This is a genomic window from Streptomyces sp. HUAS 31, assembly GCF_028198125.1.
Taxonomy (GTDB): domain Bacteria; phylum Actinomycetota; class Actinomycetes; order Streptomycetales; family Streptomycetaceae; genus Streptomyces; species Streptomyces chartreusis.
The window spans coordinates 2197996-2221711 of sequence record NZ_CP116353.1 but is presented as its reverse complement, the minus strand read 5'-3'; the positions used below and the strand labels follow the sequence as shown (position 1 = coordinate 2221711).

Here is a 23716-nt window from a genome sequence, read left to right as displayed (position 1 = left end):
CCGGACGAGGGTCTACTGCATGTCGATCGGCAGGCGAGCATCGCGTTGTGTCCTCACTCAGGGTGTCCGCGCCCTGGTTCGACGAGACCGACGGCGAGAGTTCCTGGCTCCCGGGGATTGCTACCCCGGTGACAGTGGCGGGACCGCGCCGGATTCTCACCGGCTTCCTCTTCTGCCGTCGTACTTGGCCCCGGAAGTCCACCACGGGGTTCCGAGGGGCGTCAACTTGCCGTTGACCTGCGACGGGAGAGTGTGCGAAGGCCCACACAGCAGCGAGGTGCGGGACGGTCGTCCGTCCCGCACCTCGGGTGTTTCGCGTGTTGTGGGTCAGGCCACGACGGGCCTGTGGGTCACGCCACGATCAGATAGATCCCGTAGCCCACGGCCGCCGCGCAGGCCGCGAAGCAGGCATAGGCGCCGGTGACCGCGAGCGAGGCCGAGTCGCCCTGGGCCACGGCCCGTTCGCGGCGCGAGAGACCCGCGACGCCGAGGGTGAACAGGCCCACCAGGGCCACCGTGACCACGAGGCTGACGCCGAAGACGGAGCCGAGTGCCGCCCAGTCGATCTTCATGCTTCTACTTTCTGGATAGCCGGATTACGGGGCGGTCAGACGGTGGCCTGCGAGGACGCGGGCTCGGAGGACGACGGGGCCGGAATCGTGGCCGAGAGGTCCTCGGCCGGCGTGCCCGCCGGGGGCGGGGTGACGGCGGCGATGGCGGTGGTGACCACGCCGGGCGCCTCGTCGCTGTCGTTGACGTTGGTGTGGTCGACGACCTCGCGGCGGGAGATCTTCCAGATCGCGGCGCTGGAGGCGACCAGGAAGACGGCGACGACGGCCGTGCCCCAGGTGCCGAAGCCCGTGACGTACTCCGCGAGCGCGCCGACCAGGGCGGCGGCCGGCAGGGTCAGGCCCCAGGCGACGAACATCCGGGTGGCCGTGGACCAGCGGACGACGCCGCCCTTGCGGCCGAGGCCGGCGCCCATCACCGAGCCGGAGACGGAGTGCGTGGTGGAGAGGGAGAAGCCGAGGTGGGAGGAGGCCAGGATGACGGTGGCCGCGCTGGTCTGGGCGGCGAAGCCCTGCTGCGGCTGAAGGTCGGTCAGGCCCTTGCCCATGGTGCGGATGATGCGCCAGCCGCCGAGGTAGGTGCCGAGAGCGATGGCCAGACCCGCGGAGAGGATGACCCACATGGGCGGGTCCGAGTCGGGGGCGACGACGCCGCCGGCGACCAGGGCGAGGGTGATGATGCCCATCGTCTTCTGCGCGTCGTTGGTGCCGTGCGCGAGGGAGACCAGGCCGGCGGAGGCTATCTGGCCGGTCCGGTAGCCCTTGGCGGCGGCCTGGCCGTCGGCCTTCTTGCCGAGGCTGTAGGTCAGGCGGGTGCCCAGGAACGCGGCGATGCCCGCGACCAGCGGGGCGGCGATCGCCGGGATCAGCACCTTGGTGACGAGCGCGTCGCCGTGGACCGCGCCGACGCCGGCCGAGGCGATGGTGGCGCCGATCAGACCGCCCATCAGGGCGTGCGAGGAACTGGAGGGCAGGCCCACCAGCCAGGTGAGCAGATTCCAGAGGATCGCGCCGACCAACGCGGCGAAGATGACCTCGGGACGGATGCCGGTCTCGTCGACGAGACCTTTGGAGATCGTGTTGGCGACCTCCACGGAGAGGAAGGCGCCGACAAGGTTCAGCACGGCGGACATGGCCACCGCGACCTTGGGCTTGAGCGCACCGGTCGAGATGGTGGTGGCCATCGCGTTGGCGGTGTCGTGGAAACCGTTCGTGAAATCGAACGCGAGTGCGGTTACCACCACAATCGCGAGGATCAGCGAGAAGTTTTCCATTTACCCAGGCAATCGTTCGAGGTCATTGGCTGGACGAACGTAGGTAACCTGGGTGAACGCAAGGTGAACTGGGGTGGGCCGCACAGTGTCCGGGAGGGCCGGATGAGGCAACCTCGGCGAGGGCGGTCGACGCGCGGCCCGGACGCTGCGGGGCTACTGGCCCCGGGCGAACTTCCTCAGCTGGGTCATGGACCCGTTGAAGAGATTCTGGTCACCCGGCAGGCCGCCGGCGTTGTCGTACTGCCAGAAGGTCCAGAACTGCCATCCGGCCGGCATCGAACCGGCCGTCGACGAATTGTAGCGGGCTATCCACAGAGCGTGGTTCGAGGCGAAGGCGCGGCTGGTGCCGGTGCAGGTGTTCCACCAGTGGGTCGTGGTGTAGATCACCGGGCGGCGGCCGGTCAGCCGCTTCACCTCGTTGCTGAAGGACTGGATCCAGGCGACCATCCTCGCCTTGCTCAGTCCGTAGCACTTCTGCCTGCCGTACGGGTTGTACTCGATGTCCAGGGCGGGCGGCAGGGTCCAGCCGTCCGACCGCCAGGCGCCGCCGTTGCGTACGAAGAAGGCGGCCTGGGTTTTGCCCGAGGACTTGTTCGGCAGTGCGAAATGGTACGCGCCGCGGACCAGGCCGGCGTCGCGTGAGCCGCTGTACTGCCGGCCGAAGTAGGGGTTGCGGTAGGTGTGGGACTCGGTCGCCTTGACGTAGACGAACCTCGCGCCCTTCGCCTTGGAGCTTTGCCAGTCGACGTCCTTCTGGTGGGACGAGACGTCGTGGCCCTTGGGCTTGCTCGCGGCCGCCGCCGGGATCTCGGCGAGGGCGGTTCCGCTGAGGGTGAGGGCCGCCACGGATATCGCCAGGAGGCGGGAGTGGCGGGTGCGTTGAGCGAGGCGAGAACGGCGGCCGGACGGTTTGTGATCACGAGCCATATTTCCCCCCGGAATGGCGACGTGTGCGACAAATCTCCCAGAGGCTACTGGAAGATCGTTGAAATCCGATCGATCTCAGGCCAAGGCGGGAGCGGGGTGGTGTATCGGCCTGTGCGCCCTGTCGGAGGCCGGGCTTCCCCCTTAAAGTGCGCCGCCCCGGCGGTACTTGACGCCGTGTCGACGTGGTGGCTGGCAGGATCGCCGCATGGTTGAGGAGCGGCGGGATCAGCGGGGCGGGCGGGACGCGCGGGAGGGCGCACAGGAAGTGGGGGAGGCGTGGGGCAGGAGCACGCGCCCTGAGGAGGTGGAGGCCTGGGAGGCCCTCGTGGCGACGGCACGGCGGACCGTCTCCGAGGGGCTCGTCGTGGGCACGTCCGGCAATGTCTCGGTGCGGGTCGGGGACACGGTGCTGGTCACGCCATCGGGAGTGCCGTACGACCGGCTGTCGCCGGACGATGTGACGGGGGTCGATCTGGCCGGGGACCGGGTGCTCGGGTCGCTCGTGCCGACCAGTGAGCTGCCGATGCACCTGGCGATCTATCGCGCCACGGACGCCGGTGCCGTCGTCCACACCCACGCGGTCCATGCGACGGCGGTCTCGACGCTGGTGCCGGAGCTTCCGCTGATCCACTACATGGCCGCGGCGCTCGGGGGGCCGGTTCGGGTCGCCCCATATGCGACGTACGGCACGCCGGAGTTGGCCGAGAACATGCTCCGTGCGCTCACCGACCGCACCGCCTGTCTCCTTCAGAACCACGGCACGATCGCGTACGGCACGAACCTGGACCAGGCGTACGACCGGACGGCCCAGCTGGAATGGATGTGCCGCGTCTGGCTGACGGCGTCGTCGGTTCCGGGGCTGGCTCCGACGCTGCTGTCGGAGGGGCAGGTGGCGGAGGTGGGGGAGCGGTTGCGGGGGTACGGGCAGCGGTGACGCCTGCGGCGGCCTGTGCGGCCTCGGTGGGGGTGCGTGTAGCGCCTGCGGGTGTGTGGTGGGTCGGGGACGTGGGCGACTGGAACGCCTTAGGGGCGCGGGGAACTGCGCAACGGTTGTGACGTCCGCGGTCATGTCTTGGCGCAGGCCCACTGCAACGCCCTTCTTTCAGGGGCGCGGGGAACTGCGCGACCGGCCCCCACGGGCCCGCAGCCGCCGGACTGCGAAGCCCGGCACCCCGAGGCGGGGCGTCCTTCCACTGGCCGCTGAGGCCGTCCGCCCGGACACTGGATGGGTGCGCACTGTCAAAGCGACGGCCGCTGCCGTCACCGTGGCTCTGGCCGCCGGCGCCGCGAGCGTCGCCGCCGGGCGGTTCGCCAGTGGCGCCGCGCTGACGGCGCAGCCCGGCAGGCCCCTGCCCACCGAACCCCGTCTCACCGTGCACGCCACGGCCGCCGGCCAGATCGCGCTCACCCGCGACCTCGCCACCCTGCGCCCCGGCACCTACGGCCTGTCCGGCGACGGCTCGCACGCGGTCGTCGGCCCCGTCCTCGCCGCTGCGAAGCACTCCGCCGACACCGTCGTACGCCGACTCGAACGCGTCACGCACGGCACCCTCCAGCCCGGCGACAACGTCTGGCTCACCCCGAACGTCTACGTCGGCAACCCGAGCGCCGCCCTCGACCTCGACCACGCCGACGTCGACATCCCCGGCGAACTCGGCTCCCTGCCCGCCTGGTTCGTGCCCGCCGCGCGCGACACCTGGGTCATCGCCGTGCACGGCCTCGGCACGACACGCGAACAGGCCATGAACGTCATGCGGTTCCTCAACGGCCGCCACTTCCCGGTCCTCGCCCTCGCCTACCGCGGCGACCTCGGCGCACCCCGCCCGCCCGACGGCCTGAACCACCTCGGCGAGACCGAGTGGCGGGACCTGGACGCGGCGATGCGGTACGCCGTGCGGTACGGCGCCAAGCAACTCGTCCTGCTCGGCTGGTCCACCGGCGCGACCATGGCGCTGCGGGCCGCCGCCCACTCGGGACTGCGCGACCGGGTCTCCGGCCTCGTCCTGGACTCACCGGTCCTGAGCTGGGAGACCACCCTGCGCGCCCTCGCCACGGCCCGCCACACGCCCAGCGCGCTGCTGCCGCTCGCCGTCCGCGCCGCACAGGGCCGCACCGGCATGAACGCCGACGGCCAGGTCCGCGCCCCCCTGACCGTCCCGACCCTGGTCTTCCACGGTCCCGACGACCGGGTGGCGCCCTGGGCCCTGTCCCGCCGCCTGGCCGACGCCCACCCCAACCTGGTGACCCTCCAGAGGGTCGACCGGGCCCCCCACGCGGCCATGTGGAACGCCGACCCCGAGTCCTACGAGGAGTCTCTGCGCCGGTTCGTGACACCCCTCATGTGACGGCTGCCGTGGGCATGGCCTGCGGGGCCTGCCGGTGTCTTGGCGGTGCTGCTTCCGTCTGCCCCGCCCGCACCGGTCCCGCAGGTTCCGTTTAAGGGCGTACCACTGGCCTGTTATCGGCCCTGGGCCGCTCGCCGGACCCCGTGCGTTGGCCATCCCCGTCGCCCCTCGTGACATTCCGTTTGGGTTTTCGGACCGTCAACCGGAAGACTGCACCCGTGACGTCCCGTATCCCGCGCGACTCCAGGCTTCGACTCGTCCGCCCGCGACCCCTGGCCGCCGCCCCCCGAGCCGTGAACCAGCGGCGCCCACGCCGTCCCGCACCACGCCCCCCGGAGGGCACGCCGGCCCGGTCCGAGCTGGCCAGAATGGCTCGCTCGGGGCTGGCCGCCGCCGCCCGCGTCGCCCACTGGGCCGACACCGCGCTGCGCCCCGGCCGCGGCGGCACCCACTCCGACGGCAGAGGCACCCTCTCCGACGCGACCGCCGAACGGGCGGCCGCCGACCTGGGTCTGACCGTGGCTCAGGTGCGCGCCGACTGGGACACCGCGCGGCTCGCCGGTCTCGTCGAGGTCCACGGCGACAGCGCCCGCCCCGGCTGGCGGCTGCGCGCCTGGGACCGCGACGACAGCGCCGTACTGCGCGGCTGGGTGGCCCTTTTCGACGCCTGGTCGCTCGCCCACCCGGAACCCGAACACTTCGAGCACGGCGCCGTCGCCGACGTCGTCTCCGGCCTGCCCCAGGTGCTCTCCTTCCTCCAGCTGTCCGCCGGGCCCGTCCCCGTGGAGCAGCTCCTGGACCTGCTGGAGCAGCGCGTCACCGAACTGCGCACCGAGCGCTGCGAGATCCCCTACGGGCCGCGGCCCGAGCCGGTCGCCGTCCCGGTTCCCGTCGACGACACGCCGCTTGCTCCGCTCCTGGACTGGGCCCTGCACGCCCTCACCTCCGTCGGCGCCCTCACCTGCGGTGACGGGCAGGCCACGCTGACCCCTCTCGGCAGCTGGGCCGTGTGGGTCAAGCTGGAGCAGATCTGCGTCGCCGCCCAGAGCCCCGCCGGGAACATCGAGCAGGCCGCCGAGGACATGCTGCGCGGCTGCGCCCAGCTACGCCCGAACGCCGCCCGTGACGAGTACCGCGCCTGGCTCGCCGCCCGCCCCGTCGGCAGCGCCGTCACCGAGCTCCTGGTCGCCGCCCGCGGCGACGACGCCCTCCTGCGCGGCCTCGCCTTCGAGGCACTGCGCGTCGTCGGCGCCCCCGCCGAGCCCGACGTACGCGGTGTCGTCGACGAGCCCGCCCTGCGGCCGTACGCACTGCTGTGGCTCGCCGAGCACGACGGCGTCGACCCCGAGGACGCCCACGAGGTGCTCACCCGGGAAGAGGCGACCTGGCTGTGGGTCGACACCGCCGCCGCCGTCACCGACCACGGCGAGGCCCCGATGCTCGTCCGGCACCTGGAGTCCGCGCTCCAGCCGACCGTCCCGGCGCTCCTGGACGAGGTGCGTGCCGTCGGCCACCCCCGCACCGTCCAGGTCCTGGTCGCGCTCGCCGCCGCGCACCCCGACCCCGCCCTCGCGAAGGCCGTGCGCCGTGCCGCCTTCCAGGTGCACACCGGGGGGAGCTGAGCCGGGCCGGCGTCAGCCCTTGATCTCGGGGGCGTAGGTGCCGAAGCTCCACACATTGCCCTCGATGTCCCGGGCCATGTAGTCCCGGGAGCCGTAGTCCTGGTCCGTCGGGGGCATCAGGATCTCCGCGCCGTGCTCCACGGCCCGCCGGTGGTGTGCGTCGACGTCGTCCACCACGACGTACACCCCGGTCGTGCCGTCCCGCATCGCCTTGTCGAAGGCGCTGCCGGTGCCCTTCGAGCCGAGCATCAGCGCGCCGTTGCCCTGCGCCAGCTCGGCGTGCGCCACCTTGCCGTCCTCGCCCTCGTACACCGCGAGCTCCGTGAACCCGAAGGCCTCCGTGAGCTGCTCGATCGCCGCCTTCGCGTCCGCGTACCGCAGCGTCGGATAGACGCTCGGACGTCCCTCACCGTCGCCTGCCATGCCGATCACCCCTTTGTGATCCCCACCTGTGATGGATGCGCCCAGTCTCGCAGCGGCCACTGACAACGGCCCGCGAACCGGCTCCACATCCCCCTGAGTGCCGTACGTCACGGCGGGGCGCCCGAACACCCGATCCCAGAAAAAGTGGTTGCACGGCCCCGTTAGACTGGCCTCATGGCCATTCTCCTCGCGCATTAGACGGCGGGAACGTCCTCAGCCGCCCATCCCGCCACCTACCCCCGCCTGGAGTCTGTCCGTGATCTCCGCCTCCGGTATCGAGCTGCGCGCCGGTGCGCGCGTCCTCATCGAGTCCGCGACCTTCCGCGTCGCCAAGGGCGACCGAATCGGCCTGGTCGGCCGCAACGGCGCCGGCAAGACCACCCTCACCAAGTGCCTCGCGGGCGAAGGCATCCCCGCCGGCGGCAACATCACCCGCTCCGGCGAGGTCGGCTACCTCCCGCAGGACCCCCGCACCGGCGACCTCGACGTCCTCGCCCGCGACCGCATCCTCTCCGCGCGCGGCCTCGACGTACTGATCCGCAAGATGCGCGACAACGAACAGCGCATCGCCAACGGTCAGGGTGCCACCCGCGAGAAGGCCCTCAGGCAGTACGAGCGCCAGGAGACGGAGTTCCTCACCAAGGGCGGTTACGCCGCCGAGGCCGAGGCCGCCACCATCGCCGCCGCGCTGAACCTGCCCGACCGGGTGCTCGGCCAGCCGCTGCACACCCTCTCCGGCGGTCAGCGCCGCCGTATCGAGCTCGCCCGGATCCTGTTCTCGGACGCGGACACCCTGCTGCTCGACGAGCCGACCAACCACCTCGACGCCGACTCGATCGTCTGGCTGCGCGACTACCTCAAGACCTACCGCGGCGGCTTCATCGTGATCTCCCACGACGTCGACCTGGTCGAGACGGTCGTGAACAAGGTGTTCTACCTGGACGCCAACCGCGCCCAGATCGACGTCTACAACATGGGCTGGAAGCTCTACCAGCAGCAGCGCGAGGCCGACGAGAAGCGCCGCAAGCGCGAGCGGCAGAACGCCGAGAAGAAGGCGGCCGCACTGCACTCGCAGGCCGACAAGATGCGCGCCAAGGCCACCAAGACGGTCGCCGCGCAGAACATGGCCAAGCGTGCCGACCGGCTGCTCGCCGGGCTCGAAGCGGCACGCGTCTCCGACAAGGTCGCCAAGCTCCGCTTCCCGGAGCCGGCGCCCTGCGGCAAGACCCCGCTGACCGCCGAGGGTCTGTCGAAGTCCTACGGCTCACTGGAGATCTTCACCGACGTCGACCTGGCCATCGACAAGGGGTCCCGGGTCGTCATCCTCGGCCTCAACGGCGCCGGCAAGACCACCCTGCTCCGGCTCCTCGCCGGTGCCGAGCAGCCGGACACCGGAGCCGTGATCCCCGGCCACGGCCTCAAGATCGGCTACTACGCCCAGGAGCACGAGACCCTCGACCCGGAGCGCTCGGTCCTGGAGAACATGCGCTCGTCCGCCCCCGACCTGGACCTCGTCGAGGTCCGCAAGGTGCTCGGTTCGTTCCTGTTCTCCGGCGACGACGTCGACAAGCCCGCCGGCGTCCTCTCCGGCGGTGAGAAGACCCGTCTCGCCCTCGCCACCCTCGTGGTGTCGTCGGCGAACGTCCTGCTGCTCGACGAGCCGACCAACAACCTCGACCCCGCCAGCCGCGAGGAGATCCTCGGGGCGCTGCGCACCTACAAGGGCGCCGTCGTCCTCGTGACCCATGACGAGGGTGCCGTCGAGGCGCTACAGCCGGAGCGGATCATTCTGCTGCCGGACGGCGTCGAGGACCTGTGGGGCGCCGATTACGCGGATCTCGTCGCTCTCGCTTGATCGAATACGTGATCAACAGGCTATGGATCATTCGGCCCATCGGTGATCCATCATCTGTGTGAGATCTCCTCGTACCGAGGTGTGTGTTACATCGAATTCGCGGCCGAGTCCTTTATCGACAAGGGCTCGGCCGTCGTGCTGCCCTGACCTGGGCCTTCGTTAAAGAACCCGTTCGGGCGTACGGACGGAACGCGTCGGAATTCGAGATTCCGCATGTGGGGATGTGCTCCTGTCGTCACAACCATGTCTCACGGACCTTGCCGAATGGGTGGCCATGAAGGCCCGGAGGGGTGATCATGAGGAGACCAGAGCGCACTTCCCATGAGGAGGCACGGGTGGCCGAGACTCTGAAGAAGGGCAGCCGGGTAACCGGCGCCGCGCGCGACAAGCTCGCGGCAGACCTGAAGAAGAAGTACGACTCCGGTGCGAGCATTCGGGCGCTGGCCGAGGAAACCGGTCGCTCGTATGGCTTCGTTCACCGGATGCTCAGCGAATCGGGCGTCACGCTCCGTGGGCGTGGCGGGGCGACGCGGGGCAAGAAGGCCGCATCGTCCTGAGCCCGGGCGGCCCATCGGCTTCGATGGTGGCCACCCGGTCGGTCCGCTGACTGGCCGGGTGGTTACTGTGCAGTCACTTAGTGGGTGCCTCTCCGGCATCCCTGGCTGACCGCACGCATCGGAGGCACCCGCATGGCTTCGCCCGACCAGGAACTCGCTCCCCTGCTCGACAAGAACGGCGTACGGCTCACCGTCGACGGCGCGATCGCCACGGTGACCCTGACGAACCCGGCCAAACGCAATGCGCAGAGCCCCGCCATGTGGCGGACGCTCGCGGAGGCCGGGCAGGTCCTGCCGGGCAACGTGCGGGTCGTGGTGCTGCGCGGGGAGGGCCAGGCCTTCTCCGCCGGACTCGACCGGCAGATGTTCACCCCCGAGGGGATCGAGGGCGAGCCTTCCTTCGTGGAACTCGCGCGCAGCAGCGACGGCGAACTCGACGCTGCCATCGCCGAGTTCCAGGAGGGCTTCACCTGGTGGCGGCGCAACGACATCGTGTCCATCGCCGCTGTGCAGGGCTACGCCATCGGGGCGGGCTTCCAGCTCGCGCTCGCCTGTGACGTGCGCGTCGTCGCCGACGACGTGCAGTTCGCCATGCGCGAGACCAGCCTCGGGCTGGTTCCGGACCTGACGGGCACGCATCCGCTCGTCGGGCTGGTCGGCTACGGCCGCGCGCTGGAGATCTGCGTGACGGGGCGCTTCGTGCTGGCCGAGGAGGCCGTGAGCAGCGGCCTCGCCAACCTCGCGGTGCCCGTCGACCAGCTCGACGACGCCGCACGGGACCTGGCGGGGGCGATCGTCGCCGCGCCGCGTGACGCGGTCATCGAGACCAAGGCGCTGATCCGTGGTGCCGTGGACCGCACGTACGACGAGCAGCGCGGTGCCGAGCGGGCCGCGCAGGCACGACGGCTGCGGGATCTGGCCGGCCTCGGCGAGTGAGCCGCGGGCGGTCAGCCGACGGCTGTCACCAGCACGGCCACCGTCGGACGGTCGCTCAGTGCAGCCCGCACCCTTTCGCGGACCTCCCGGGCCACGTCCAGGGCCCGGTGGTCCCCGTCCACAGCGATCTCCACCCGCACATGGCGGTGCGGCAGGGCGGCCGTGCCCTGCCGCTGCTCGATGTGCACCGCACGCCCCAACCCGCCCAGAGCGGCGGTCAGTCGATCCACTCCCGGGACCGCCAGGGCCGCGGCCGTGACGCGTTCCTCGTCGGGGTCCGCGGGCCCTGCGGCTTGCGCCGGTTCCGGCGGACGTACGGAATCCGGCTCGGCGTCCTCGTCGAGTAGGGCCGTCACCCGTAGGTCCACCTCCGTCACGTTCAACCCCAGGCGTTCCGTCGCCGCAGTCGTCAGCAGCGCGCGCAGCCGGTCCGCCGTCGCCGGCAGCGGCTCGGCCGCCGTCGCCGCGAAGTCGGCCGTCACCCGCAGCGGGCCCGGCGGGAGGGCGCTCGGCGGTGCCGGTACGGCGGGGTCCTGGGTGTCCTCCGGGTCGCAGAGCGCGATCCGCAGCGCGCCCGGACGCGCCCCGCGCATGTCCCCGGCCGCGCGCCGCAGCACCGCCTCGGCCGCCTGCTCGGAGATCCAGGCGCCGTCGTGCGCGCCCCCGAGCGGCAGCAGCCTGCCGAGCCCCACCTGGTGTCGGACTGCCTGCGTCCACCTGTCTGGCGTCGTCATTCCTCCAGCCTGCCCCATCCCTGGAGCGCAGTGGCGCAACCGCACTTACGGTGGTCGAAGGAACGACAGACCGAAGGGACGTACGGCGATGACCGACACGGAGCAGAACCGGACGCAGAACCCTGAGGAGACGGTGGCGTCGTCGCGCAGGACCACCAAGCGCGGCGGCGGCGACCCGGCCGGCCGAGGGCGGACCACCATCGCCGACGGCGTCGTGGAGAAGATCGCCGGAATGGCCGCGCGGGACGTGGTCGGCGTCTATGCGATGGGCAGCGGGATCAGCCGCACCTTCGGCGCCGTGAAGGAGCGGGTGCCCGGCACGTCGAAGTCCGTGACCCGGGGCGTCAAGGCCGAGGTCGGCGAGGTGCAGACCGCGCTCGACCTGGAGATCGTCGTCGACTACGGCGTCTCGATCGCCGACGTGGCGCGTGCCGTTCGGGAGAACGTCGTCGCCGCCGTCGAGCGGATGACGGGCCTTGAAGTGGTCGAGGTCAATATCGCGGTGAGTGATGTGAAGCTTCCCGAGGAAGAGGAAGAAGAGCCGGAGCAGCCCCGGATCCAGTGACAGGGGACGTAGGGAAGCGCCGGCGGCAATCGATCGGAGGGCACCATGAGCATGGCCGTGGTCGGCATGATCGCCGGCATGGCGCTGGGCTTCGCCGGGTACTTCGGCGGGTTCGGCGCCTTCCTGCTGGTGGCGGCACTGGGTGCCGTCGGATTCATCGTCGGCCGGTTCGCGGAGGGTGACTACGAACTCGGCGACTTCTTCCGCCGGCGTGACATCCGGCGCGAACGGCGGTGACGACGGTGAGCGCCGAGGCCGCGCCGGCCGGCGGACCGTCGGCCGTCGTCCCGGCCGGTGAGCGCGGGGCGACCCGGATCGCCGACCGCGTCGTCACGAAGATCGCCTCCCAGGCGGCACGCGAGGCCGTCGGACGACTGCCCAAGGACGCCGCCCGGGCCTACGCCCATGTCGTCATCCGCCCCCAGGCCGCGCAGGGGACCATCGCCGACGCCGCCCGGGTCCGCGTCCACGTCGAGCTCGACTACCCCACCGACATCGGCTCCCGGTGCGCGGCCGTGCGTCGGCGGGTCGTGGAGCGGGTAGGCGCGTTGGTGGGCATGGAGGTGCCGGAGGTCGCCGTGCACGTGGAGCGGCTGCACCCGGCGCCCGGACAGGGCGCGGCACAGGGGAGGACGCGATGAGCGAGTCCCAGGGGTCCGAGGGCACCACACAGCCACTGCCGGTCCTTCAGAAGGAAGCCGGTCCCGAGCCTCTCGACCAGTCGGCGTCGGCGGCGGACTACGAACCCCCGCCCGTGATCGAGGGCGACGGCGGCCGGGAGCGCCGGTTCTGGTCGGCCCGCCGGGTCCCGGCCGCGATCACGGCGCTCGTGCTGCTGTTCCTCGCGGGCGTCTTCCTGTACGACATCGCCTCGGTGCGCGCCGAGCGGCCGCCCATGCGCTGGCGCCGGGAACTGGCCCACCAGCTCGCCGAGCGCCCCCTCGACGACATCTGGGTGCTGGTCGGCGCGGGCGTCGCCGCCGCCCTCGGACTGTGGCTGCTCGTCCTGGCCGCCACGCCCGGACTGCGCCGGGTGCTGCCGATGCGGCGCACCCACACCGACGTACGCGCCGGCCTCCACCGCGACCTGGCCGCCCTCGTCCTGCGCGACCGGGCCATGGAGATCTCCGGCGTCCAGTCGGTACGGGTGCGGATGCGCCGCGCCAAGGCCGACGTCCGCGCGGTCTCGCACTTCCGCGACCTCGACGACGTACGCGCCGACCTGGACGCCACGCTCGCCGACGCGATCAGGGGCCTCGGGCTGTCCCGCCCGCCGTCGCTCTCGGTTCATGTACGCCGGCTCGGACGGAAGGGGTGAGGGTCGTGCTCAGGGTGGTCAACCGGGTGCTGATCGGGTTCGTCGGACTGGTGCTGCTCGTGCTCGGAGGCTCGGTGCTCGCCGTGGGACTGGGCGCCCCGGCGCCGTCCTGGTGGATCCACGACGACCGCCACGACGTGCTGCTCAGCGACGCCGAGCGCACGCGCTGGCGCGAGGATACCTGGTGGTGGCCGACGGTCATCGCCGTACTGGTCGTCCTGATGCTGCTCGCCCTGTGGTGGCTGACCGCGAACCTGCGCCGACGCCGCCTGGCGGAGGTCCTGGTGGACACCGGGGACGGCGAGGGCGCACTGCTGCGGGGCCGCGCCCTGGAGAGCGTGCTGGCGAACGAGGCGGCCGGCCAGGAGGGCGTCCAACGCGCCCAGGTGCACCTGACGGGCAGGCGCAGCACCCCGCAGACCCGGGTGCGGCTGCTGCTGGCACCGCATGTGAACCCGGGGACGGCGTTGAACGACCTCACCGACCAGGCCCTCGCCCACGCCCGTAACTCGGCGGGCCTGGCGTCACTGCCGGCGGAGGTCCGCCTGAAGGGCGTCAAACACGGTGCCGAGAGGGTCAGTTGACGCAGTGGGCGCTCAGAACCCGTGTCGCATGCCGCCGTCCACCGGCAGCATGATCCCGGTCAGATAGGACGCGGCCGGCGACAGCAGGAACGCCGCCGCGCGCCCGAACTCCTCCGGGTTGCCGTACCTCCGCAGGGGAATCCGTGCCTCGTTCGCGGCCCTGGTGGCCTCCGGGTCCGCCGACATCCCGTCCAGCTCGCGCACCCGGTCCGTGTCGATGCGGGCCGGCAGCAACCCGACCACCCGGATCCCGCGCGGGCCCAGCTCGTCCGCGAGCGACTTGGCGAAACCGGCGAGCCCCGGCCGCAGCCCGTTCGAAATGGTCAGCCCCGGAATCGGCTCGTGCACCGACCCCGACAGCACGAACCCGATGACCCCGCCCTCGTCGAGCTCCGCCGCCGCCGTCCTGGCGAGCCGCACAGCGCCGAGGAACACCGACTCGAACGCCGACTGCCACTGCTCGTCCGTGTTGTCCGCGAGGAACCCGGCCGGCGGCCCGCCGACGCTCACGAGGATGCCGTCGAACCCGCCGAAGGTGTCGCGTGCGGCGGCGACGAGCCGGGCCGAGGCGTCCGGCTCGGCGTTGTCGACGGCGATCCCGACCGCGTTCGGCCCCAGTTCGGCCGCCGCGTCGGCGACCCGCTTCTCGTCCCGGCCGGTCACCACGACCTTCGCCCCGTCGGCGACCAGCTCACGCGCCGCCGCGTTGCCCAGTCCACGGGTGGCCCCCGTGACGACGTACACCCGGTCCTTCAGTCCAAGATCCATGGCCCCTATCCTGCCCCGTCCTCCCCGTACAGGGCGAGGGCGGTGTTCACCAGGCCGATGTGGCTGAAGGCCTGCGGGAAGTTGCCGAGCTGGCGGCCGGAGACCGGGTCGTACTCCTCGGCCAGCAGACCCACGTCGTTGGTGAGCCCCACAAGCCGGTCGAACAGATCGCGTGCCTCCTGCTTGCGGCCCGTCATGTGCAGCGCCTCGGCCAGCCAGAACGAGCAGGCCAGGAACGTGCCCTCGCTGCCCGGCAGTCCGTCCACGGTGGCCTCGTCGGTGCTGTAGCGGCGCAGGAAGCCCTGGTGGCTCAGCTCGGTGCGGATCGCGTCGATGGTGCCGACGACACGCGGGTCGTCGGGCGGCAGGAAGCCGACGCGCGGGATGAGCAGCAACGCGGCGTCCAGTTCACGGGAGCCGTAGGACTGCGTGAAGGTGTTCCGCTCGGGGTCGTAACCCTTCTCGACGACCTCGCGGTGCACCTCGTCGCGGAACTCCCGCCAGCCGTCCAGGTCGCCCTCCAGCTCCGGGTTCCGCTCCAGGGTGCGCACCGCGCGGTCCGCGGCCACCCACACCATCACCTTCGAGTGCACGAAGTGCCGCCGGCCGCCGCGCACCTCCCACAGCCCCTCGTCGGGCTGCCGCCACGCCGAGCGCAGCCACTCCACGAGGGCGACCTGGATGGCCCACATGTGCGGCTTGGTGGGCAGCCCCGCCTCCCTCGCCAGCGCCAGGGTGTCCATGACCTCGCCGTACACGTCCAACTGGAGCTGTTCCACGGCCTGGTTGCCGATGCGTACGGGCACCGAGTCCGCGAAGCCCGACAGCCACGGCACCTCGAACTCGGGCAGCCGCCGCTCGCCCGCGATGCCGTACATGATCTGCAGGTCGGCCGGATCGCCGGCGACCGCGCGCAGCAGCCAGTCGCGCCACGCCTCGGCCTCCTTGCGATAGCCCGCCGAGATGCCCACGTTGAGGGTGAGGGTGGAGTCGCGCAGCCAGCAGTAGCGGTAGTCCCAGTTGCGGACACCGCCCGGCTCCTCGGGGAGCGAGGTGGTGGGGGCGGCGACGATGCCGCCGGTCGGCCGGTGGGTGAGGGCCTTCAGGGTGATCAGGGAGCGGACGACGGTGTCGCGGTAGGGGCCGTCGAAGCGGCAGTGCCCCACCCACTTGCGCCAGTCCCGGACGCTGTGGTGCAGCGCCTTGTACGGGTCGATCATCGGCGGGCGGGGTTCGTGCGAGGGGTGCCAGGTCAGGACGAACGCGACCTTCTCGCCCTCCTCGACGGTGAACTCCGAGTGCGTGCTGTAGTTCTCGCCCCAGGTCTGCACCGCGGGGTCGCTGCGCAGCCAGACCGAGTCCGGGCCGGCGACGGCCACCCGGTGGCCGTGGGACTTGCGCACCCACGGCACGATCGAGCCGTAGTCGAAGCGCAGCCGCAGGGTGCTGCGCACGGTGACCCGGCCGCGCAGCCCCTCCACGACGCGCACCAGGTCCGGGGCGCGGTCGCGTTGGGGCATCAGGTCGGTGACCCGGATCGCCCCCTCCTCGGTCTCCCACTCGGTGTCCAGGACCAGGGTGTCCGGGCGGTAGGCACGGCGGGAGCACAGGCCCTTGGCGTGCTTGGGGGCGATGCGCCAGTGGCCGTTGTCCTTGTCGCCGAGGAGTCTGGCGAAGCAGGCGGCCGAGTCGAACCGGGGCAGACACAGCCAGTCGACCGAGCCGTCCCTGCCGATCAGGGCAGCCGTCTGCTCGTCACTGATCAGGGCGTAGTCCTCGATGCGCGGGTGCACGCAATTGCGGGTTCCCCGAGGGCGGGTGGGCCAATCAGGGGTGGGGCCACGGGAGTGACGTGGCCGCCGGGGACCCGGTGCCGGAGAAGATGACGCCGGGCTCCGCGGGGGCGTGGTTGAGGACCCACAGCCCGATCAGGGTGGCCAGGGCGAACACGACCGTGATGAGGACTGCGAGGACGAGCCGGCGCCGGCGTTCCCGGCGCAGCCACTCGCCGCGCGCCGTGCGATAGGTGTCGGGCGTGGCCTCCGGCACCCCGCCGGCGAGTGCGGCGAGCGCCTCGCGCAGCTCCCGCTCGGTGCGGTCCGCCGATGCGCCGGGCGACGGAGTGGTGTCCTGGTGCGTCATCGCCGGGCCTCCATCGCCTGGGTCAGGGCGGCGAGGCCGCGTGCCGTGTGCGTCTTGACGGAGCCGCAGGAGATCCCCATCGCCGCGGCGATCTCGCTCTCCTTCAGTCCGAGCCAGTGCCGCAGCACCAGCGCCTCGCGCTGCCGGGCGGGCAGCTGCTGGAGCGCGTCGATCAGGACGCGCTGGTCGTCGCGCAGGAGCGCGGTGCTCTCGGCGGACGCGACGACCTCGTCGGCCGGCTTCTCGACGTGCTTGCGGGCCACTTGGAGGTGCCGTATCCGCATCCGCGTCAGATTGCACACGGTGGAGCGCAGATACGCCTCCGCCGCCTCGGCGTCCCGCAGCCGGCGCCACTTGCGGTAGATCTGGTAGTAGGCCTCGGCGACCACGTTCTCCGGGTCGTCGGCGCCGAGCAGCACCGCCAGGCGCAGCATCGAGGAGTAGTGCAGCTCGAACAGCCGGGCCAGGCCGGCCTCGCGCGCCGCGTCCGCCGGGTCGCTCGCGGCCGGGGCCAGCGGGACGGCGGCGGCCGGTATCGCGGCACCGGTGTCCGGTCTCAGGTGCTGTCTCACGGGTTGTTCGCTCCCGTCTCGGGGCGCCGCCCGACGTTCAGGCGCGACGGCAGGTCGGTCAGATCGGCGCCCCGCGGGACGCCGAGGCGGCTCAGCACCGCGGTTCCCGCCGCGGCGACGGTCAGATTGAGGAACAGCGCGGCGAGCCCGGCGTAGATCTCCGGTCCCGAGCCGAGCGACACGATGGACGAGAAGCCCTGCCGCACGACCATGAAGGTCCCCGCCACCATGCCCACGCCCCACCCGGCGAGCAGCGCCCGCGGGTGCAGCCGTGCGGTGAACAGCCCGATCGCGACGGCCGGGAAGATCTGCAGGATCCACACCCCGCCGAGCAGTTGGAGGTTGATGGCGTCCTGGTCGCGCAGCCCGAACACGAACGCCACCGCGCCCACCTTCGCGGTCAGCGACACCGCCTTGGCGATGCGCACCTGCCGCTTCGGTGTGGCCGTCGGATGCACGTACTCGACATACACGTTGCGTACGAAACTCGTGGCGGCCGCGATCGACATCACCGCCGCCGGGACCAGCGCCCCCACGGTGATCGCGCCGAACACCAGCCCCGCCAGCGGCGCGGGCATCAGCCGGTCGACGAGCATCGGTACGGCCGCCTCGGCACCGCCCTTCGGAGCGCGCACGCCGGTCGCGAGGGCGGCGATGCCGAGGAAGCCGAACAGGGCGAGCAGCCCGGTCCAGGCGGGCAGCGCCACGGACACCTTGCGCAGCGTGCGCGGGCCGTCGGCGGCGAACCCGGCGGTCAGCACATGTGGGTACATCAGCAGGGCGAGCGCGGAGCCGAGGGCGAGGGTGGCGTAGGCGGGCTGCTGTTCGGGGGTGAGGAGCAGCGCCGGGCCGCCGAGGCGTTCGGCGGCGCCGTCGAAGACGGGACCCGGGCCGCCGAGCCGTTCGAGGACCAGCCAGGTCACCGCGGTCAGCGACACGAAGACGGCCACGGCCTTGAGCGCGGAGATGACGGTGGGGGCACGCAGCCCGTGCCGGTAGGTGGCCACGGCGAGCGCCGCGAACAGCGCCACCATCACCAGATCGCCGGCCGCGCCCCGCGGATACACCCCGCCGGCCGCGAGCACCGCCCGGATGCCGAGCAGTTGCAGCGCGAGATACGGCATCGTCGCGAGGATCCCGGTCAGCGCGACCACCAGCGCCAGCGGCGGCGAGCCGTACCGGCCGCGCACGAAGTCGGCCGCCGTGACATAGCCGTGCCGGCGGGCCACCTCCCACAGCCGGCTCAGCAGCACGAAGGCCAGCGGGCAGACGATCACCGTGTACGGCACCGCGAAGAAGGCGGGCGCGCCGTTGCCGTAGGCGAGTCCCGGTATGGCGGCGAAGGTGTACGCGGTGAAGATCGTGCCGCCGAGCAGCAGCCAGGTCCACAGCGGGCCGAGGCTGCGGTCGGCCAGTGCCCAGCCTTCCAGGGACGGCAGCCGGTCGTTGGGGCTGAGGCGCCGCGCGGTGACGGCGAGCAGCGACGCTCCGCCGATCACGGCGAGAAACGTCGCGGTCATGGCGCCGTCGGCCATGGGTCACCGTCCTTGGTGTGCCTGTGCCCCTGCGCATGAGTTGCGCGAACCGCCGGAACGGAGGACAGGAAACCGGCGGAAATTTTCCCGCAATCCCGCTGTCAACCGGATCCGGGGGGTGGGCAACTCTTGCACAGACCCACAGCGAGCGGGAGAGGAGCGCAGGTCATGGCACGGACCGGTCATCACCGGCTACGGCACGTCGCGATCGCCGTACTGCTCCTCGCGCCCGCCGCGGGTCTGCTGTGGGTCCCCTGGTACGCCGGTGCCGAGCCGCGGCTGGCCGGGACGCCGTTCTTCTACTGGTACCAGCTCGCCTGGGTGCCGGGGTGCGGCCTCTGCCTGCTCGCCGCTTACGCGCTGACGGACCGACATCGACGTCGCTGAACCGTAGATCCCTTTCTGCCGCACCGCTGTCCCGCCTGTTCAGGTCAGGAGCCGCCATGCCCGTCTCAGCCATGCCCGAATCCGGTAACCCGGCGCCGGAAAGATCCCGGATGTCACGGAAGTCCCTCGCGATCTGGACCGCTGTCGCCCTCGTCGGCGCCCTCGGCTGGGCCGTCCTCGCCCTGTCCCGGGGAGAGGAGATCTCGGCCGTCTGGCTGGTCGTCGCGGCCCTCGGCTCGTACGCGATCGCCTACCGCTTCTACTCGCGCTTCATCGCCCGCCGGGTCCTCGAGGTCGACGACACCCGAGCCACCCCCGCCGAACGCCTGGAGGACGGCGTCGACTTCCACCCGACCGACAAGCGGGTGCTGTTCGGCCACCACTTCGCGGCGATCGCCGGCGCCGGCCCACTGGTCGGCCCGGTGCTGGCGGCCCAGATGGGCTATCTGCCCGGCACGATCTGGATCATCGCGGGCGTGATCTTCGCGGGGGCCGTGCAGGACATGATCGTCCTGTTCCTGTCCATGCGCCGGGACGGCAAGAGCCTCGGCCAGATGGCCCGGGACGAGATCGGCAGGGTGGGCGGCGCCGCCGCGCTGATCGGCGTCTTCGCCATCATGATCATCCTGCTCGCGGTGCTGGCGATGGTCGTCGTCAACGCGCTGGCCGAGTCCGCGTGGGGCACCTTCTCCGTCTCGATGACCATCCCGATCGCCCTCTTCATGGGCTTCTACCTGCGTTATCTGCGGCCGGGCCAGGTCGTGGAGACCAGTTTCATCGGCGTGGCCCTGCTGCTGCTCGCCATCCTCGGCGGCGGCTGGATCCAGGACTCCGCACTCGCCGAGTACTTCGTCTGGAGCCCCGAGACCCTGGTCTTCTGCCTCATCGGCTACGGCTTCGTCGCCTCCGTGCTGCCGGTGTGGATGCTGCTGGCGCCCCGTGACTACCTGTCGACCTTCATGAAGGTCGGCACCATCGCCCTGATGGCCGTCGGCGTGGTGATAGCAGCCCCGAACCTCAGGGCCGAGCCGGTGACGGACTTCGCCTCGACTGGTGCCGGACCGGTGTTCGCCGGCTCCCTCTTCCCCTTCCTGTTCATCACCATCGCCTGCGGCGCCCTGTCCGGCTTCCACGCCCTGGTCTCCTCGGGCACGACGCCGAAGCTGATCCAGAAGGAGTCCCAGGTCCGGCTGATCGGCTACGGCTCCATGCTCACGGAGTCCTTCGTCGCCGTGATGGCGCTGATCGCCGCCTGCGTGCTGGAACCCGGCCTGTTCTACGCCATGAACTCCCCGGCCGCCCTGCTCGGCCCGACCGTGGACAGCGCCGCCGAGGCGGTGAAGAACCTCGGCTTCACCATCACGCCGGACCAGCTGACGGCCGCGGCGAAGGCGGTCGAGGAGGAGACCCTGGTCGGCCGTTCCGGCGGCGCGCCCACCCTCGCCGTGGGCATGTCGGAGATCTTCTCCGGAGTGCTCGGCGGCGCCGGGATGAAGGCCTTCTGGTACCACTTCGCGATCATGTTCGAGGCGCTGTTCATCCTGACCACGGTGGACGCCGGCACCCGCGTCGGCCGCTTCATGCTCCAGGACATGCTCGGCAACGTCTGGAAGCCCATAGGCCGGGTCACCTGGAAGCCCGGCATCTGGATCACCAGCGCCCTGGTCGTCGGCGCCTGGGGCTACTTCCTCTACGCCGGCGTCACCGACCCGCTCGGCGGGATCAAGCAGCTGTTCCCGCTGTTCGGCATCGCCAACCAGCTGCTGGCCGCCGTCGCCCTGGCCGTCACCACCACGGTCCTGATCAAGTCCGGCAGGCTGCGCTGGGCCTGGGTCACCGGCATCCCGCTGGCCTGGGACGTGGCCGTCACGTTCACCGCCGGCTGGCAGAAGATCTTCTCCGACAACCCGGCGATCGGCTTCTTCGCCCTGCGGGACAAGTACGCGCAGGCCATCGAGGACGGCCGGCTGCTGCCGGGCGCCACGGACATGGACGACATGCACACCATCGTGCTCAACAACACGGTCGACGGCGTGCTCATGGCGATCTTCCTGCTCCTGGTCCTCACGGTCCTGGTCAACTGCGCGGTGGTCTGCGTCCGCGCGGTCCGCGCCCCCGAGCCACTGCCGACGACCGAGGCGCCGTACGTCGAGTCCCGGCCGCTGTCGGGGGTGGGGTCATGAGGGCGGTGCGGTGGGTGCGGTGGTACGTGCGTGAGCTGACGACCGTCCTGAGCCTGCGACACCGGGAGGGTCGGCCGGAGGGCCGCTGCTGTTGATGCCGGTGGGCGGCTGCGGGTGGTTCGTGGTTGCTCGCGCAGTTCCCCGCGCCCCTTGAGGGACATCTGCTGGGCGCCCCTTCAGGGGCGCGGGGAACTGCGCGACCAGCCACAGACGACCCGCGGCCGCCCACGGTCACAACTCAGACGGCGAGACCGCTACACCGCAGTCGGCGTCGACTCGGACTCCTCCGGCACGGCGACCGCAGCGCGACGATCCCGCGCCTCCCGACGAGCCAGAATCCACCACCCGATCGGCACCCCGGCCGCGAACAACCACCACTGCAGCGCATACGCGTAATTCAGCGGAGCGTTCTCGTTCCCCGGCTTGCCGATCAGCTCCGGAGTGTCCCCCTTCGGCTCCGGCGCCGTCTGCACGACGTACCCGCCGAGCACCCGTGCGTCGAGCCGCCCGGCCTCCTGCTCGCTGTTGATCAGCATGACCTGCCGGTCGGGCAGACCCTTGAGGTTCTTGATGCCGCTCGCCGCGGTCGTCTCGTCCGGCATCAGCCGCCCGGTGACCGTGACGGTGCCGCCCGGCGCGGCGGGGACCTTGGGGAAGGCGGTCTGACTCGGACCGTCGGAGGGGATCCAGCCGCGGTTGACCAGCAGCACCTTGCCGTCCGTCAGCACCAGGGGTGTCAGGACGTGGAACCCGACCTCCTCGTCGGCGTTGACGCGCCGCCTGACCACGACCTCGTGCTCGGTGTCGAAGCGGCCCTGCGCGGTCACCGGGCGATACCGCTCCTTGGTGGTGACCGTGTGCCCGGGGGACGTCAGCGTCTCCACCGGTACCGGCTTCGACTCCAGCGCGTCGGCGACCAGCTGATTGCGGGCGCTGCGCTCCTCGTAGCGGTGCATCTGCCAGAAGCCCAGCCGGATCATCGTGGGGATGAGGATCAGGGCGATCAGCGTGAGGATCACCCACTGCCGGGACAACAGGAAGCGGTACACCCCACGACCGTACAACTCGGTCGTGGGGCGCTCTCGGCCGGGTACCCGCTCACACCTTGTCGACGATCCCCGCCTTTCCTTCCGCGCGAGCGCAGTGGGCGCCGCAGAACCATTGACCGTCGACCTCGACGCCCTGCCCGATGATCTGCACACGGCAGTGCTCGCAGATGGGGGCCATGCGGTGGATCGCACAGGAGAAGCAGTCGAAGACGTGCACCGCGCCCTGCGCGTGCACCTCGAAGGTCATGCCGTAGTCGTTTCCGCAGACTTCACATGTCGCCATGCGCCACAGGGTGAGCGCTCCCCGCGGCGCGCGGCGGGACGGCCCCTGGCGAGTCGCCCGTCAATCACCCGTCCGTACGGTCACTGCTCCGACGCCGGTTCCACGTCCCGAAGGAGCTGTCCGAACGCCGCCTCGTCCACCACCGGCGTCCCGAACTGGCGGGCCTTGACCACCTTCGAGGTGCCCGAGTCCGGGTCGTTGGTGACGAGCAGGCTGGTCAGCCGGGACAGGCTCGTGGCCACGTGGAGCCCGGCCTCGACCGCGCGGTCCTCCAGCAGGTCGCGCTCGACCGACGTGTCGCCGGAGAAGGCCACCCGCATGCCCTGTTTGAGCCTCTTGCCGTCCTCGTACCGACCTGGGTTGGGATAGGGGCAGGCGGGCCTTTTGCGGGACGGGCGCCAACTGGTCGGCCGATAGCCGCCGCCGTAGCCCCCCGCCTGTTGTCCGATCCGGGGCGCGGCGGTGTCCCGCCACTCGGTCAGCGGCCGGCACTCCTGCAGCGGCAGCCGCACACTGCCCGCCGCCGCGGCCCGCAGGCTCGGCCGGAACGCCTCGGCCAGCACGCGCGCGTCGTCCAGTGCGTGGTGCGCCCGCTGCTGGACGACGCCGAAGTGCGCCGCCAGCGACTCCAGCTTGTGGTTGGGCAGCGGCAGTGCCAGCTCCTTGGACAGCGCGATGGTGCACAGCCGCTGCCGCACCGGGGCCTCGCGCTCCGCGCGCGCGTACTCCCGCGCGATCATCTGCCAGTCGAAGACGGCGTTGTGCGCGACGAGCACCCGGCCGTCGAGCCGCGTCGAGAACTCCTCGGCGACGTCCTGGAAGAGGGGCGCCGACTCCAGCACGTCGCTCGTCAGACCGTGGATCCAGACCGGGCCCGGGTCGCGCTCCGGGTTGACCAGCGTGTACCAGTGGTCCTCGACCTCGCCCTGCGCGTCCAGCCGATAGACGGCCGCGGAGATTATCCGGTCGTCCCGGGCCAGGCCCGTGGTCTCCACGTCAACGACCGCGTATCCCTGGGGATACGCGGCCGGCCATGCTGTGGGGGAGGACGCTGCGGTCGCACGGTCTTCGAGCATGGTCATTGAGGA

26 protein-coding genes and 1 riboswitch are annotated in these 23716 nt (G+C 71.4%); of the genes, 13 read left to right on the top strand and 13 right to left on the bottom strand.

The features are described 5' to 3' along the window. Nucleotides 1-75: 75 nt before the first annotated feature. A riboswitch (cobalamin riboswitch) is annotated at nt 76-195 on the bottom strand. A 155-nt stretch (nt 196-350) separates the two neighbouring features. The 3 genes from PGH47_RS09750 to PGH47_RS09740 form a co-directional block, all read right to left on the bottom strand. Further along, nucleotides 351-572, bottom strand: coding sequence for a hypothetical protein (locus PGH47_RS09750; protein ID WP_030956485.1), 222 nt, complete (start codon nt 570-572; stop codon nt 351-353). A gap of 35 nt (nt 573-607) precedes the next feature. Beyond that, the gene (locus tag PGH47_RS09745) at nt 608-1843 is read right to left on the bottom strand and encodes an inorganic phosphate transporter (RefSeq protein ID WP_271663078.1); all 1236 of its coding nucleotides are present in this window, start codon (nt 1841-1843) and stop codon (nt 608-610) included. 153 nt (nt 1844-1996) lie between these two features. Next, the gene (locus tag PGH47_RS09740; protein WP_271663077.1) at nt 1997-2770 is read right to left on the bottom strand and encodes a lysozyme; all 774 of its coding nucleotides are present in this window, start codon (nt 2768-2770) and stop codon (nt 1997-1999) included. A gap of 205 nt (nt 2771-2975) precedes the next feature. Between PGH47_RS09740 and PGH47_RS09735 the strand changes: the two genes are divergently transcribed. The 3 genes from PGH47_RS09735 (at nt 2976) to PGH47_RS09725 (ending at nt 6737) form a co-directional block, all read left to right on the top strand. After that, nucleotides 2976-3704: a class II aldolase/adducin family protein gene (locus PGH47_RS09735; protein WP_271663076.1), complete on the top strand. Its 729-nt coding sequence runs from the start codon at nt 2976-2978 to the stop codon at nt 3702-3704. 295 nt (nt 3705-3999) lie between these two features. After that, a complete protein-coding gene (locus PGH47_RS09730) occupies nt 4000-5115 on the top strand; it encodes an alpha/beta hydrolase (protein ID WP_271663075.1) in 1116 nt (371 codons plus the stop codon). Nucleotides 5116-5333: 218 nt separating this feature from the next. Further along, on the top strand, nt 5334-6737 hold the full coding sequence (locus PGH47_RS09725) for a hypothetical protein (RefSeq protein ID WP_271663074.1): 1404 nt from the start codon (nt 5334-5336) through the stop codon (nt 6735-6737). 12 nt (nt 6738-6749) lie between these two features. On the opposite strand, the gene PGH47_RS09720 is transcribed toward PGH47_RS09725, so the two are convergent. After that, nucleotides 6750-7160, bottom strand: a complete 411-nt coding sequence (locus PGH47_RS09720) for a VOC family protein (RefSeq protein ID WP_271663073.1) — start codon at nt 7158-7160, stop codon at nt 6750-6752. Between the two features lie 256 nt (nt 7161-7416). Between PGH47_RS09720 and PGH47_RS09715 the strand changes: the two genes are divergently transcribed. From PGH47_RS09715 to PGH47_RS09705, 3 genes are all read left to right on the top strand, one after another. Then, on the top strand, nt 7417-9015 hold the full coding sequence (locus PGH47_RS09715) for an ABC-F family ATP-binding cassette domain-containing protein (protein WP_030956529.1): 1599 nt from the start codon (nt 7417-7419) through the stop codon (nt 9013-9015). Nucleotides 9016-9350: 335 nt separating this feature from the next. Beyond that, nucleotides 9351-9572 carry a helix-turn-helix domain-containing protein gene (locus tag PGH47_RS09710; RefSeq protein ID WP_004002281.1) on the top strand — a complete coding sequence of 74 codons (222 nt, stop codon included), beginning with the start codon at nt 9351-9353 and terminating at the stop codon, nt 9570-9572. 132 nt (nt 9573-9704) lie between these two features. Beyond that, nucleotides 9705-10508: an enoyl-CoA hydratase/isomerase family protein gene (locus PGH47_RS09705; protein WP_271663072.1), complete on the top strand. Its 804-nt coding sequence runs from the start codon at nt 9705-9707 to the stop codon at nt 10506-10508. 11 nt (nt 10509-10519) lie between these two features. Here the strand turns inward: PGH47_RS09705 and PGH47_RS09700 are convergent, their stop codons facing one another. After that, nucleotides 10520-11242, bottom strand: a complete 723-nt coding sequence (locus PGH47_RS09700) for a nucleopolyhedrovirus P10 family protein (RefSeq protein ID WP_271663071.1) — start codon at nt 11240-11242, stop codon at nt 10520-10522. Between the two features lie 88 nt (nt 11243-11330). Here PGH47_RS09700 and PGH47_RS09695 point away from each other — a divergent pair, with 88 nt between their 5' ends. From PGH47_RS09695 to amaP, 5 genes are read left to right on the top strand one after another with little or no spacing between them, the layout of a single operon-like run. Then, complete coding sequence (locus PGH47_RS09695; protein WP_271663070.1) at nt 11331-11807, top strand: Asp23/Gls24 family envelope stress response protein; 477 nt, start codon at nt 11331-11333, stop codon at nt 11805-11807. 45 nt (nt 11808-11852) lie between these two features. Beyond that, nucleotides 11853-12044, top strand: a complete 192-nt coding sequence (locus PGH47_RS09690; protein WP_271663069.1) for a hypothetical protein — start codon at nt 11853-11855, stop codon at nt 12042-12044. After that, nucleotides 12041-12448, top strand: coding sequence for an Asp23/Gls24 family envelope stress response protein (locus PGH47_RS09685; protein WP_271663068.1), 408 nt, complete (start codon nt 12041-12043; stop codon nt 12446-12448). The genes PGH47_RS09690 and PGH47_RS09685 overlap by 4 nt, the downstream gene beginning before the upstream one ends. Then, nucleotides 12445-13125 (top strand): DUF6286 domain-containing protein, encoded by a 681-nt coding sequence (locus tag PGH47_RS09680; protein ID WP_271663067.1) that lies wholly within the window; start codon nt 12445-12447, stop codon nt 13123-13125. The genes PGH47_RS09685 and PGH47_RS09680 overlap by 4 nt, the downstream gene beginning before the upstream one ends. Next, the gene (amaP, locus tag PGH47_RS09675; protein ID WP_271663066.1) at nt 13122-13709 is read left to right on the top strand and encodes an alkaline shock response membrane anchor protein AmaP; all 588 of its coding nucleotides are present in this window, start codon (nt 13122-13124) and stop codon (nt 13707-13709) included. Before PGH47_RS09680 ends, amaP begins: the two co-directional genes overlap by 4 nt. 12 nt (nt 13710-13721) lie before the next feature. Here the strand turns inward: amaP and PGH47_RS09670 are convergent, their stop codons facing one another. Genes PGH47_RS09670 through PGH47_RS09650 form a run of 5 tightly spaced genes read right to left on the bottom strand, consistent with a single transcriptional unit; the run spans nt 13722 to nt 18726 of the window. Continuing rightward, complete coding sequence (locus PGH47_RS09670; protein ID WP_107907289.1) at nt 13722-14477, bottom strand: SDR family oxidoreductase; 756 nt, start codon at nt 14475-14477, stop codon at nt 13722-13724. Nucleotides 14478-14482: 5 nt separating this feature from the next. Further along, nucleotides 14483-16270, bottom strand: coding sequence for a glycoside hydrolase family 15 protein (locus tag PGH47_RS09665; RefSeq protein WP_271663065.1), 1788 nt, complete (start codon nt 16268-16270; stop codon nt 14483-14485). Between the two features lie 34 nt (nt 16271-16304). Then, nucleotides 16305-16619 (bottom strand): hypothetical protein, encoded by a 315-nt coding sequence (locus PGH47_RS09660; protein ID WP_271663064.1) that lies wholly within the window; start codon nt 16617-16619, stop codon nt 16305-16307. Next, nucleotides 16616-17191, bottom strand: a complete 576-nt coding sequence (locus PGH47_RS09655) for a sigma-70 family RNA polymerase sigma factor (protein WP_177036824.1) — start codon at nt 17189-17191, stop codon at nt 16616-16618. The genes PGH47_RS09660 and PGH47_RS09655 overlap by 4 nt, the downstream gene beginning before the upstream one ends. Beyond that, a complete protein-coding gene (locus PGH47_RS09650; RefSeq protein WP_271663063.1) occupies nt 17188-18726 on the bottom strand; it encodes a sodium:solute symporter family protein in 1539 nt (512 codons plus the stop codon). The genes PGH47_RS09655 and PGH47_RS09650 overlap by 4 nt, the downstream gene beginning before the upstream one ends. Before the next feature lie 168 nt (nt 18727-18894). Here PGH47_RS09650 and PGH47_RS09645 point away from each other — a divergent pair, with 168 nt between their 5' ends. Continuing rightward, nucleotides 18895-19113: a DUF3311 domain-containing protein gene (locus PGH47_RS09645; protein WP_126901749.1), complete on the top strand. Its 219-nt coding sequence runs from the start codon at nt 18895-18897 to the stop codon at nt 19111-19113. 56 nt (nt 19114-19169) lie between these two features. Then, nucleotides 19170-21296 carry a carbon starvation CstA family protein gene (locus PGH47_RS09640; RefSeq protein WP_271663062.1) on the top strand — a complete coding sequence of 709 codons (2127 nt, stop codon included), beginning with the start codon at nt 19170-19172 and terminating at the stop codon, nt 21294-21296. A 254-nt stretch (nt 21297-21550) separates the two neighbouring features. Here the strand turns inward: PGH47_RS09640 and PGH47_RS09635 are convergent, their stop codons facing one another. The 3 genes from PGH47_RS09635 to PGH47_RS09625 form a co-directional block, all read right to left on the bottom strand. Beyond that, complete coding sequence (locus PGH47_RS09635) at nt 21551-22345, bottom strand: SURF1 family cytochrome oxidase biogenesis protein (protein WP_271663061.1); 795 nt, start codon at nt 22343-22345, stop codon at nt 21551-21553. 49 nt (nt 22346-22394) lie between these two features. Then, nucleotides 22395-22628, bottom strand: coding sequence for a hypothetical protein (locus tag PGH47_RS09630; protein ID WP_037873332.1), 234 nt, complete (start codon nt 22626-22628; stop codon nt 22395-22397). An 80-nt stretch (nt 22629-22708) separates the two neighbouring features. Beyond that, entirely contained in the window at nt 22709-23704 is a 996-nt protein-coding gene (locus PGH47_RS09625) for a DEDDh family exonuclease (protein WP_271663060.1), read from the bottom strand. Between the last annotated feature and the right edge of the window lie 12 nt (nt 23705-23716).